We start from the raw sequence: 11,693 nt of genomic DNA on the forward strand, positions 1-11,693 counted from the left end.
CGGCCATCGTATGCGAGGACGCGGGCGCCCCGGGAGGTCCAGCCCAGGGACGTTAGGTGCCGTCACCGTACGTGTCAACGCCCGAACCCCGCGGAAAGTGCCGCAAAGGCCGCGAGAGGCCGCAGTGACGGGCGGGTGCACGCGGGGGTGGCGGGGCGGAAAAGCCGTGGCGGGGCGGGGGGCACGGGCGGAGAATCCGTGAATGGAACCCGTCACACTGGACACCGACCGGCTGCTGCTGCGGCCCATGGAAGCCGGCGACGTCGACGCCGTCCTGGCCGCCTGCCAGGACCCGGACGTGCAGCGCTGGACGCGCGTACCGTCGCCGTACGGGCGCGGGCACGCGGAGGACTTCGTCCTCAAGATCGGCCCGGCGGGCTGGCGCGAGGACACCATGTACAACTTCGGCGTCTTCACCCGCGACGGCGGGGCACTGGTGGGCTCGATGGGGCTCGTCGGATTCACGCCGTCGCGGCACGCGGAGCGGGTCGCGGAGCTCGGGTACTGGACGGCGCCGGAGCAGCGGCGGCGGGGGTACACGGCGGAGGCGGTGGCGGCCGTGGTGCGGTGGGCGTTCACGGAGGTCGGCATCGACCGGGTGGAGTGGTTCGCCGAGGTGGGCAACGAGCCGTCGCGGGCGGTGGCGCTCCGGGCGGGGTTCACGATGGAGGGCACGCTGCGCTCGTGGTTCGTCAACCACGGCACGCGGCGCGACGCCTGGGTGGGGTCGCTGCTCCCCTCGGACCTGGGGCTGGAGTCGCGGCTGCCGTATCTGCCGGCACAGCCGCAACAGTCGCCGCAGTAGCGGCCGCAGCCGTAGCCATGAGTGCCCGAAAGCGCACGGGGTGTCCAACTGTGCTGCTGGCGCGGCCCGCCCGGGAAGCGGACAATCTTCCCCATGGACCCGATCACGCTGGTCACCGAGCGCCTGCTGCTCCGCCCCGCGGAGCCCGGTGACGTCGACGCCGTCCTGGCCGCCTGCCAGGACCCCGGCATCCAGCGCTGGCTGCCGGTCCCGTCGCCGTACGAGCGGGAGCACGCGGAGGAGTATGTACTGAAGATCATCCCCGCCGGCTGGCGCGAGGACCGGCAGTACGACCTGGTTCTCACCGACCTGGAGAGCGGCGCGCTGGTGGGCTCGGCGGGCGTCGGGCGGACGGCCGGGCCGGAGGAGCGGGTCCGCTCGGTCGGCTTCTGGACCGCCCCCGGGCACCGCGGGCACGGGTATGCGGGCGAGGCGGTGGCGGCCCTGGCCCGCTGGGCGTTCACGGAGCTGGGCGCGGACCGGCTGGAGTGGCTGGCGCAGGTGGGGAACGAGGGGTCGCGGTCGGTGGCGCGCAAGGCCGGCTTCACGATGGAGGGCGTGCTGCGCTCGCGGATCATCCACCAGGGCGTGCGGCGGGACGCCTGGGTGGCGTCGCTGCTGCCGTCGGACCTGGGCCTGGCCCCGCAGGTGCCGTACGGGGCACCTGCGACCTATCCGGCGCGGACGGCGGACTGACCCGCAGGCGGGCGGGCCGGGCTCCGGGGCAGCAGGAGGCGCAGGCCGGGGTGCCGGACAGGGCTCCCGGACGGGGTTGTCAGTGGCAGCCTCTAGGCTCGCCGGCATGACCACGAAAGTGTCTCTCTCCGCCGACGACGCCCGCCGTATCGCCCTGCGCGCCCAGGGGCTGCTCGGCGCGCCCGACCGCCGCGCAGGTGCCCGCGGGGTCCTGCGGCGGCTGGGCGCGGTGCAGTTGGACACGATCTCGGTGCTCGCCCGGTCCCACGAGCTGGTGCCGTACGCACGCCTGGGCGCCATCGGCCGCGAGGCCGTGGAGTCGGCGTACTGGTCGGGGACGACCGCGTTCGAGTACTGGTCGCATGCGGCCTGCATCCTGCCCATCGAGGAGTGGCCGCTGTTCGCCTTCCGCCGCCGGGACCGCCGCGCCCGCGGCTATCGCTGGCACCGGCTGCAGGACCCGGAGGGCTCCCGCGCCGCCGTCGTGGACCGGCTGCGCGCCGAAGGGCCGCTGACCTCCACGGATCTGGGCGGGGCGAAGAAGGGCGGCCCGTGGTGGGACTGGTCGGAGACGAAGATCGCGGTGGAGACGCTGCTCGACGCCGGCGAGGTCGTCGTCACGGCCCGGCGGGGCTGGAAGCGGGTGTACGACCTGGCGGAACGCGCCGTCCCGGACGCCCTGTTCCACGACGATGTGCCGGACGAGGAGTGCATGCGCCGGCTCGTCGCCCAGGCGGGCCGGGCCCTCGGCGTGGCCACGCGCGCGGACCTGGCTGATTATCACCGTCTCAAGGGCGAGCAGGTCGCCGCCGTCCTGGGGGACACGGAGCTGGTCGAGGTGGAGGTCGAGGGGTGGGGCAAGCCGGCGTGGGCCGACCCGGAGGCGCTGGCAGACGCCCCGCGGGGGCGGCACAGGACGACGCTGCTCTCCCCGTTCGACTCCCTGATCTGGGACCGGCCGCGGACGGAGCGGATCTTCGGACTGACGCACCGGCTGGAGGCGTACGTGCCGAAGCCCCAGCGGATACACGGGTATTTCGCCATGCCGGTGCTCGCCGGCGGCAGGCTCGTCGGCCGGGTCGACCCGGGGCGCGAGGGGAACACGCTCGTCGCGCGCCAGGTGACGCTCGGCGCGGACCGGCCGAACGGCGTCACGCCGGCGAAGGCCGTGGAGCCCACGGCGGCGGCGCTCGCGGAGGCGGCGACCTGGGTCGGCGCGCAGTCGGTGCGGGTGGAGCGGGTCAGCCCGCCTGAGCTGCACACACCGCTCGCGCGGGCGGCGGAGAAGGCCGTGGCCGCGGGCTGAAGCCCCGGCCGCCGGGCCCCGCGGCATCATGCGTGCGGGGGTCCGGGCGCCGCCTCGGTGCCGGTGGGGCGTCAGCGGATTTCGAGGATCTTCTCGCGCATCGCGTAGACGACGGCTTCCATCCGGGAGTGCAACTGCAGCTTCTCCAGGATGTTGCGCACGTGGTTCTTCACCGTGTTCTCGCTGATGAACAGCTCTTTGGCGATGTCGCGGTTGTTCATCCCGGTGGCCACGAGCTTGAGCACTTCCAGCTCGCGGTCGGTCAGCCGCGGTGCCGGCACGAGCCGCCGCTCGTCGGTGCGCTGGATCATCGACTTGAACTCGGTCAGCAGCTTCGACGCCATCGACGGGCTGATCTGCGACTGCCCGTCCGCCACGGCGCGGATCGCGGTGGAGACCTCGTCGGTGGAGATCTCCTTGAGCAGATAGCCGGTCGCGCCCGCCTTGATCGCGTCGTAGAGGTCGGCTTCCTCGTCGCTGATCGTCAGCATGATGATCTTCGCACTGGGGGCGACTTCCTTGATGGCCGTGCACGCCTCGATGCCGCTGCGCCGCGGCATCCGGATGTCCATCAGCACGATGTCGGGAAGGAGATCGGCGGCCTTGTCCACGGCCTCGGCGCCGTCACCCGCCTCGCCGACGACCTGAATGTCCTCCTCCTGCGCGAGGACGATCTCCAAGCCGCGGCGGAAGAGCTCATGGTCGTCCACGACGAGGACGCGGATCGGCTCCTCCCGGGGACCGACCGTCGCCTTCGGCTCACCAGCTCCGCTCAGCTCGAACTCCGCCACGCTTGCCCCCAGGCACCGACATTGCCGTGCGCGCACATGATTTCACGACCGGGCGGCGGGGTGACGCCCCCGCCGCCCGCCTACCGTCGCCTTTCAGCCGCCCAGAGCGCCCCCTGCACCGTCGGGCAGCGACTCCTCGATCAGATACGGGTCGAGGTGGATCACGCCATAGTCATATGCGTGCCTGCGGTAGACAACGCTGGGCAGTTTCTTGTCGGAGTCGACGAAGAGATAGAAGTCGTGCCCCACGAGTTCCATCTCGTAGAGCGCCTGGTCCAGCGTCATCGGCGGGGCGGCGTGGGTCTTCTCCCGCACCACGAGCGGGCCGTCGCCGTCCACCTCCAGCGGGCCGCGGCGGTGGCGCCGGGAGCCGCTCTCCAGCGGCTCGCCCTCCGCGATCGTCTCCATCGACGGGGTCATCAGCTCCCCGTCGTCGGTGAGCTGCGCCGCGTGCGCGACGACCTCGCCCACCTCCGCGGCCGTCCGGCGGTCCTTCCCGGGCCGCCTGGTCTTGCGCTTGTCGTGCTGCTTGCGCAGCCTCGCCTCCAGCTTGGCGGTCGCCAGGTCCAGGGCTGCGTACGGGTCGGCCGCGGCCGCCTCGGCGCGCACCACGGGCCCCCGGGAATGAACTGTGATCTCCACCCGGTCGCAGCGGTCGGCCAGCCGCGGGTTGTGCTCCTTGGACACCTCGACATCAAGGCTGATCACCTTGCCGTCGAACTTCTGGATCTTGTCCAGCTTCAGCTTCTCGGCCACATGCCGACGAAACCGCTCGGGAACCTCGGTCTTGCGGCCCTTGACGACGATGTCCACGCAGAACTCCGTTCTGGAACGGCTCCGCGTACCGCTGAGCTGACGGGCGAAGCCGGTCCCTTGGTGCGCTCGGGCCCCGGTTCGTGCCGGAGCCTCGGGGTTCTCTGCCGCCGGTCCCCCTGGTCACGGAGGGCCGGCTTTCACCTCCTCCTCCCCCACTGACAAGATCGACACCCCACCGGATCCAGCGGATTCGGCCCATCCACTGTTCTCACAGCCTCCTCACAATCGAACATAGCTCGCCTGAGATGCTGCGGCACCCCCTGAGACGACTGTAGTCCGATCAGGTGCTTATACCTCCTTTCTACCTGCGGAAACGTAAGATTGCAGTCAAGGGAGCGGACACGCGCGACCGGCTTCGAACGCGTCGCGCGGCGCGGCCACGACGGCCGCCGCCAGCCCGCCACGGCAGCCTGCCGCGCGCACGGCCCGCGCCGCCTCCGCGAGGGACGCTCCCGTCGTCAGCACGTCGTCGACGAGCACCACCCGGCACCCGGGCGCGCGCAACCGCAGCGCACCACAGCGCACCACCTCCAGCGCCCCCGAGACGTTCCGCTGCCGCGCCACCGCGCTCAGCCCCGCCTGATCGGCCACCGCCCGCCGCTGCCGCAGCACCGGCAGCAGCTCCGCCCGTATCCCGCCCCGCCGCAGCCGCTCCGCCGCCACGAGCGCGAGCCGCCGCACCGGATCGTGCCCCCGCCGCACCACGGCTCCCCGCGCCGACGGCACCGGCACGAGCACCACCCGCTCACCGCCGTCCCCGCACACCCGCACCCCCGCCGCCAGGGCCGTGCCCAGCGGGCGGGCCAGGCGCAGCGCGCCCCGCTCCTTGTGGGCCAGCAGCGCGGACCTCGCCGCGCCCGCATACGCCACCGCCGCATACACCGCAGGCAGGCCCCGCGGCCGGGGCCGCGGCACCACGCGCCGCACCGCCCCCGCCGTGAGCTCCGCCGCGCACCCCGCGCACAGCAACCCCGCGCCCCGGCCCGCCCCGCATCCCGCGCAGCCGGCCGGCAGCATCAACCCCGCCAGTTCCCGCCCTGTCCCCCGCATGCGTCCACACTGCCCGCCGCCGCCGACACCCCGCGACCCCTGTGGACAACCGCCCCGACTGTGGACAACCCGGCGGCGGAACCCGCGCCCGCCTACCCCGGATAGACCGGCGCCGTGCCCCCCTCGCCGCCCGGCACCGCCTTCCAGTACGCGTTCTGCGGCAGCCGCACGATCCCGTCCTCCACCGCCGCCACCAGCGGCTTCGTACCGTCCTCCGCCGCGGCCACCGACGTCACCCCGGTCAGCCCCTGCCCCAGCTCCGCCGCCGGCGGCACCGACCCGTCCGTCGACACCAGCCGCATCTGCTGCACGCCCTCGCTCTCCCGCCCCACGACGAGCAGCCGGCTCTCGCCCGCCCAGGACACGGCCCGCACCTCCTCCAGCGCCCCCGTGTCGCGCAACTGCGCCACCACCGGCACGCCGTCCTTCACCGACACCGCCCCCAGCACCAGCCGGCTCTCCGACCCCTCGCTGACGACCAGCGCGATCCGCGCCCCCTCCGCCGACATCCGCAGCGCCTCGATCCGCCCTTCGAGACCCGTGACGTCGATACGCACCGGATCCGCGGCCCCGCCCGCCATCCAGTACAGCCGCGACTCCCCGCCGACCCGGTCGGCCACCCACAGGTCGCCCAGCCCGTCCCAGCTCGCCGCCGTCAGCCCGTCGCCCCGCTCGGCCTGCGCCTCGGTGGCACCGCTGGTCAGCAGCGGCTCCCCCAGCGCCGAGGACTCGTCCAGCGACGACACGTACAGCGCGCGCCCCGTGGCCGTCACACCGGCCGCCTTCTTCTCCGAACGCGCCACCGCCGCCGAACCGATCGCCGGCTTGCCGTCGCCGAGCGGGCTGATCACCGTCGCCGGCCCGGCCTCACCCGCGTCCGGCCCCGACGAGGTCCGCACCAGCCGGTTCTTGGCGTCGATGAAGTACAGCGAGGACGGATGCCGCGCCAGCCGGTCCGGCGCATACCGCTCGCCCGCCGTCGCGCTCAGGTCGCACAGCTTGGTGTCCCTGGCCGTCAGCAGCTCCACATTGTCGACGCGCACGCCCTCCTGGCTCTCCGCGGTGTGCAGCACCTGCGCCGCCATCCGCTCGCACGTGTGCAGCCCCGGCTTCGTCTCCAGCGCGAGCCGCACCCGCAGCGTGCCCTCCTCGTCGACCGCCAGCCGCTGGTTCCTCGCCAGCGTGGTGCGCTCCGGGAACGTCGTCTCCGTCACCGAGCCGATCAGCCCGCCCGGCCCGTCGAGCAGCGTGCGCACCGCGTCCGTCACGGGGTCGATCCGCCGCCGTACGTAGACGGGGTCGGCCACCAGCGTGTCCCTGCTGCGTGCCGTGAAGTGGTACGTCGACGCCGACTGGAAGGTGCGCTCGAAGTCCGCCCGGCTGATCACCAGCCCCCGTGGCGGATCCACGATCCGCCACTGCCCGGACTCGCCCTCCTTCGACAGCTCGATGTTCAGGTTGTACACCCGCTCATCCGGCGTGTACGTGCCCGCGTCGTTGAGCCACGCGACCTTGTCGCCGCTCAGTTGGACGACCGCCGTGGTCATCCTGTCGCCGTTCACGGGCTTCGGCCCGGGCGTCGGCTGCTCCGACACCCTGGGCGCCTCGGCCAGCACCGTCGTCTCGCCCGGAGTCCAGGTCCGCGCCTTCTTCGTCAGATACGCCTTGGCGACGGTGGCGTAGTCGTCGCTGCGCAGGGCCTCCAGGAAGTCGGACACGATGCGCTGGGGGCTGGCACCGGGCTCCGGCCGCTCCGCGTACGTACGCGCGCGTGGATCCTCGCGCTGCTCCGACAGCGGCACCTGGTGCACGCCCCCGCTGTCCGGCATCGACGCGCAGCCGGCGAGGAGCAGGGAGCCGCCGAGCAGCGCGACGGTGGCGTAGCGGCGCGTACGGGCCGGCAGCCGGCGCCGGTACGCGCCCGCGGCACGGGCCGCCGTCCGGCGCCCCCGGCCGCGCACCGCCAAGGCCCCTCCCGTACGCCTAGACGCGACCACCGCGCTCCCCCTCGCCGCCGACCTCACTAGGGACCTCACCACCGTCTGCGCCCCCCTCAGGGGCGCCCTCAGAGCTGTTCTCGGACCCATCCTCGCCCCGGGCGGCCGGTGCCTCGTCGGCCGCCCCCGCGTAGCCGCTCACCCGCCGCCCGCTGCCCGGCAGCGCCGTCGGGTCCGCCTCCGCCCGCGCCGCGGGCCGCGGCGCCGCTGCCCGCGCGGCGGCGGCCGTCCCCCGCCCGCCCTGCGCCGGTACGGTCCCCAGCAGCTCACCGCCCGCGGACCCGCCGACCTTCGTCACGCTCACCGCGCCCGGCTCCTGCGCCTTCCGCGCCGCCCGCCGCGCCCGCGAGTCCTCCGGCTCCAGGGACACCGGCGAGCCGTGCAGCGGCTCCCCGCCCGTCCGCGGCAGCGTGAGCCGGAACTGCGACCCGCCGCCCGGCTCACCCCACGCCTGCAGCCAGCCGCCGTGCAGCCGGGCGTCCTCCAGCGAGATCGACAGCCCGAGCCCGGTCCCGCCCGTGGTGCGGGCACGGGCCGGATCGGCGCGCCAGAAGCGGTTGAACACCCGCGTCGCCTCGCCGGGCTTCAGCCCCACGCCGTAGTCGCGCACCGCCACCGCGACCGCGCTCTCCGAGGCCCCAAGACGTACGACGACATCGCGGCCCTCGCCGTGCTCCACGGCGTTGACGACCAGATTGCGCAGCACCCGCTCCACGCGCCGCGCGTCGACCTCCGCGATCACCGGCCGCTCGTCGCCCTTGACGAGCAGCCGCCCGCCCTTGGCGTCCGCCAGCATCTGCGCCCCGCCCACGACGCGCCGCACGATCTCCCGCAGGTCGACGGGCTCGGCGTCCAGCGCTGCGGCGCCCGCGTCGAAGCGGCTGATCTCCAGCAGATCGGAGAGGAGCGACTCGAACCTGTCCAACTGATCAAGCAGCAGCTCCGCGGAGCGCGAGGTCACCGGATCGAAGTCCTCGCGCGCCTCATGGATGACGTCCGCGGCCATTCGCACCGTCGTGAGCGGGGTGCGCAGCTCGTGCGAGACGTCGGAGACGAAGCGGCGCTGCATCCGCGACAGCTCTTCGAGCTGCTGGATCTTCACCTGGAGGTTCTGCGCCATCTTGTTGAACGACTGGCCGAGCCGCGCGATGTCGTCCTCGCCGCTGACCTTCATCCGCTCCTGGAGCCGCCCCGCCGCCAGCCGCTCGGCGATGCCGGCGGCCATCCGCACGGGCGTGACCACCTGCCGTACGACGAGCCAGGCGATGGCCCCGAGCAGCACCACGACGAACACACCGGCCGTCGCGAGCGTCCCCTTCACCAGGCTCAGCGTCTTCTCCTCCTGGGTGAAGGGGAAGACGAAGTAGAGCTGGTACGGGTTGTTGTTCGGGTCGTTCAGCCGCTTGCCGATGATCAGCGAGGGCTCGCTCTCGGCCGAGCCGCGCTTCCAGACGCGCGCGTACTGCTCGTAGATCCCGGACCCGCCGCCACGGTCGACCTTCTCGCGCAGATCGGCCGGGATGCTGTCCACCGACGTGTCGTCCGAGACGAGCGAGCCGCGCGGATTGTCGGACGAACCGGTGGCCTCGTTGTTCACACTGGAACTCATCACGAGGACGGACACCACGCCCTGCCCGCTGCCCATGAGCTGCTCCACCAGGGCGGCCCGCCACTCCGCGGAGTTCACGGGCGCCGTGGCCTCGCTGCCGCTGCCGGGCTCCTCCGACGCGCCCCGTATCTCCGCCTGCGCGAAGCCGCTCTGCGCCTGCCCGTGCGCGGCACCGAGCTTCGCCTCCAGCAGGCCGTTGCGGACCTGCCCGATGACGACGATGCCGAGCAGCACGACGACGCCCAGCGACATCAGCAGGGTGGTCGCGACCACCCGCAACTGGATGTTCCGCCGGTACAGCTTCGTCGCGATGTGCAACGGGCGGCGCACCCAGCGCACGCACAACCGGACGAACGGCTGCACCGGCCCACCGGGCACGCCTTCCCGCGGCAGCACGCGGAACACGTCAGCTCGGTCCCGCCTTGTAGCCGACGCCGCGGACGGTCACCACGATCTCCGGCTTCTCCGGGTCCTTCTCCACCTTCGAGCGCAGCCGCTGCACGTGGACGTTCACGAGGCGCGTGTCGGCGGCGTGCCGATAGCCCCAGACCTGCTCCAGCAGCACCTCGCGTGTGAAGACCTGCCACGGCTTGCGTGCCAGCGCCACCAGCAGGTCGAATTCCAGCGGCGTCAGCGCGATCGGCTCCCCGCCGCGCTTCACCGAATGCCCGGCGACGTCGATCACGAGATCGCCGATCGCCAACTGCTCCGGCACCGGCTCCTCCGACCGGCGCAGCCGGGCCCGGATACGGGCCACCAGCTCCTTGGGCTTGAACGGCTTGACGATGTAGTCGTCGGCCCCGGATTCCAGGCCCACGACAACGTCCACGGTGTCGCTCTTCGCCGTCAGCATGACGATCGGCACACCAGACTCCGCCCTGATCAGGCGGCAGACCTCGATACCGTCCCGGCCGGGCAGCATGAGGTCAAGAAGCACCAGGTCGGGCTTCGACTCGCGAAACGCGGCAAGAGCCCTGTCACCGTCCGAGACAAATGACGGCTCGAAGCCTTCCCCGCGCAGCACGATGCCGAGCATCTCGGCCAGTGCGGTGTCGTCGTCGACGACGAGAACGCGTCCCTTCATGACGACATCATCCCATTTACACATCCCATACAGAGAATCCCGTGTCCCAGGTCACGCCCCGGCTACCGCCGGACCGCACCTCTTCCCCTGAAAATCACCCACGGTCAACGCACAACCAGCTCCGCGAGCGAATCCCCCGTCACCGGCGCGGCCACCCCACGCTCCGTGACCACAGCGGTCACCAGCTCCGGCGGGGTGACGTCGAACGCCGGGTTGTACGCCTGCGTACCCGCAGGTGCGACCGCGTAGGTCACCGCGGCCTGCCCCGGACCCGGCCCGGCGGCGTACGGCACGGAGAACTCCGTGACCTCGCCCCCGGCCCGCTGCTCCACCTCGATGGCCGAGCCTTCCGGCGTACTGAAGTCCACCGTCGTCGTCGGCGCGACGACGAGGAACGGAACCCGATGGTAGCGGGCGAGCACCGCCAGCGGATACGTCCCGACCTTGTTGGCCACCGACCCGTCCGCCGCGATCCGGTCCGCGCCCAGGATCACCGCGTCCACCTGCCCGTCCGCGAAGAGCGAGCCGGCGGCGTTGTCCGTCAGCAGCGTGTACGGCATCCCTGCCCGTTCCGCCTCGTACGCGGTCAGCCGCGCCCCCTGGAGCAGGGGCCGGGTCTCGTCCACCCACAGCCGCCGCAGCTCCCCGGACCGGTGCGCCGCGAGCACCACCGCCAGGGCCGTACCCCCGCCACCGGACACCAGCGCACCGGTGTTGCAGTGCGTGAGCACGCGATAACCGCCCTGGGGCACCAGCTCGCCGAGCAGCCGCAGCCCGTGCTCGGCCATCCGCGCACTGGCCCGCGCATCATCGGCATGCAGCCGCCGCGCCTCGTCAAGCGCGGCCCCGGCCGCCCCGGCACCACCGTCCCCGGCCTCCAGGGCGGCGCGAAGGGCGTCCTGCGCCTTCCGTACGCCGTACGCCAGGTTCACGGCGGTAGGCCGCGCCCCGGCCAGCAGCGCGGCGGCCTGGTCGACGTCATCGCCCCGCGCAGCCGCCAACGCAACGCCGTACGCGCCGGCAATACCCAGCAGGGGGGCACCCCGCACGGCAAGCGTCTGAATCGCCCGCACCAACGCCGGCACGTCGGCACAGACCAACTCCACCTCGTCGGCGGGCAGTCGCGTCTGATCCAGCAGGACGACGGCGGGGCCGTCCCTGCCGTCCGACGGCTCTTCCCAACGAAGCGCGGCTATCTCCTCGGCCATTGTCCCAGTCTGCAAGGACCCCCGAAATGACTCAACCCCTGGGCGGCAGCCCAGGGGTTGAATCCAAGAATTGTTCGGCGGTGACCTACTCTCCCACACGGTCCCCCATGCAGTACCATCGGCGCGGTCGGGCTTAGCTTCCGGGTTCGGAATGAGACCGGGCGTTTCCCCAACGCTATGACCACCGAAACACTATGAAACTATCCCCCACACCCCGTACCAGACCGGTACAGATCGTGTGGGCGGGTTGTTGTTTCAGAACCCGCACAGTGGACGCAAGCAGCTATGGACAAGCCCTCGGCCTATTAGTACCGGTCACCTCCACCCCTCA

At 72.6% G+C, this 11,693-nt stretch carries 10 protein-coding genes and 1 rRNA gene; 3 read left to right on the top strand and 8 right to left on the bottom strand.

Annotation, left to right across the window (positions count from 1 at the left end; translation table 11 throughout):
- Positions 1–202 precede the first annotated feature (202 nt).
- The 3 genes from FB457_RS14675 to FB457_RS14685 all read left to right on the top strand — a co-directional run bounded on the left by FB457_RS14675 (position 203) and on the right by FB457_RS14685 (position 2,807).
- Positions 203–805, top strand: coding sequence for a GNAT family N-acetyltransferase (locus FB457_RS14675; protein ID WP_047016051.1), 603 nt, complete (start codon positions 203–205; stop codon positions 803–805).
- Positions 806–898: 93 nt separating this feature from the next.
- Positions 899–1,501 (top strand): GNAT family N-acetyltransferase, encoded by a 603-nt coding sequence (locus tag FB457_RS14680; RefSeq protein ID WP_047016052.1) that lies wholly within the window; start codon positions 899–901, stop codon positions 1,499–1,501.
- A 106-nt stretch (positions 1,502–1,607) separates the two neighbouring features.
- Positions 1,608–2,807, top strand: a complete 1,200-nt coding sequence (locus FB457_RS14685; RefSeq protein WP_047016053.1) for a winged helix-turn-helix domain-containing protein — start codon at positions 1,608–1,610, stop codon at positions 2,805–2,807.
- A gap of 71 nt (positions 2,808–2,878) precedes the next feature.
- On the opposite strand, the gene FB457_RS14690 is transcribed toward FB457_RS14685, so the two are convergent.
- The 8 genes from FB457_RS14690 to rrf form a co-directional block, all read right to left on the bottom strand.
- Positions 2,879–3,598 carry a response regulator gene (locus FB457_RS14690; protein ID WP_027773850.1) on the bottom strand — a complete coding sequence of 240 codons (720 nt, stop codon included), beginning with the start codon at positions 3,596–3,598 and terminating at the stop codon, positions 2,879–2,881.
- Positions 3,599–3,691: 93 nt separating this feature from the next.
- Positions 3,692–4,411 carry a ribosome hibernation-promoting factor, HPF/YfiA family gene (gene hpf / locus FB457_RS14695; protein WP_047016054.1) on the bottom strand — a complete coding sequence of 240 codons (720 nt, stop codon included), beginning with the start codon at positions 4,409–4,411 and terminating at the stop codon, positions 3,692–3,694.
- Positions 4,412–4,741: 330 nt separating this feature from the next.
- A complete protein-coding gene (locus FB457_RS14700) occupies positions 4,742–5,341 on the bottom strand; it encodes a type I phosphoribosyltransferase (RefSeq protein ID WP_145782167.1) in 600 nt (199 codons plus the stop codon).
- Between the two features lie 215 nt (positions 5,342–5,556).
- Positions 5,557–7,425: an LpqB family beta-propeller domain-containing protein gene (locus FB457_RS14705; protein WP_486589034.1), complete on the bottom strand. Its 1,869-nt coding sequence runs from the start codon at positions 7,423–7,425 to the stop codon at positions 5,557–5,559.
- Positions 7,426–7,447: 22 nt separating this feature from the next.
- Positions 7,448–9,475, bottom strand: coding sequence for an MtrAB system histidine kinase MtrB (gene mtrB / locus FB457_RS14710; protein WP_047016057.1), 2,028 nt, complete (start codon positions 9,473–9,475; stop codon positions 7,448–7,450).
- 1 nt (position 9,476) lies between these two features.
- The gene (gene mtrA, locus FB457_RS14715; RefSeq protein ID WP_047016058.1) at positions 9,477–10,154 is read right to left on the bottom strand and encodes a two-component system response regulator MtrA; all 678 of its coding nucleotides are present in this window, start codon (positions 10,152–10,154) and stop codon (positions 9,477–9,479) included.
- 104 nt (positions 10,155–10,258) lie between these two features.
- Positions 10,259–11,362, bottom strand: coding sequence for an S-methyl-5-thioribose-1-phosphate isomerase (gene mtnA, locus FB457_RS14720; protein ID WP_145782150.1), 1,104 nt, complete (start codon positions 11,360–11,362; stop codon positions 10,259–10,261).
- A gap of 72 nt (positions 11,363–11,434) precedes the next feature.
- Positions 11,435–11,551, bottom strand: a 5S ribosomal RNA gene (gene rrf, locus FB457_RS14725).
- Positions 11,552–11,693 lie beyond the last annotated feature (142 nt).

The sequence above is a fragment of the Streptomyces sp. CNZ287 genome (genome assembly GCF_007827615.1).

Bases quoted from the DNA above. Each gene is read 5' to 3' on its own strand.
- mtnA (WP_145782150.1), bottom strand. From the start codon at position 11,362: ATGGCCGAGGAGATAGCCGCGCTTCGTTGGGAAGAGCCGTCGGACGGC.
- FB457_RS14680 (WP_047016052.1), top strand. From the start codon at position 899: ATGGACCCGATCACGCTGGTCACCGAGCGCCTGCTGCTCCGCCCCGCG.
- mtrA (WP_047016058.1), bottom strand. From the start codon at position 10,154: ATGAAGGGACGCGTTCTCGTCGTCGACGACGACACCGCACTGGCCGAG.
- FB457_RS14675 (WP_047016051.1), top strand. From the start codon at position 203: ATGGAACCCGTCACACTGGACACCGACCGGCTGCTGCTGCGGCCCATG.
- FB457_RS14685 (WP_047016053.1), top strand. From the start codon at position 1,608: ATGACCACGAAAGTGTCTCTCTCCGCCGACGACGCCCGCCGTATCGCC.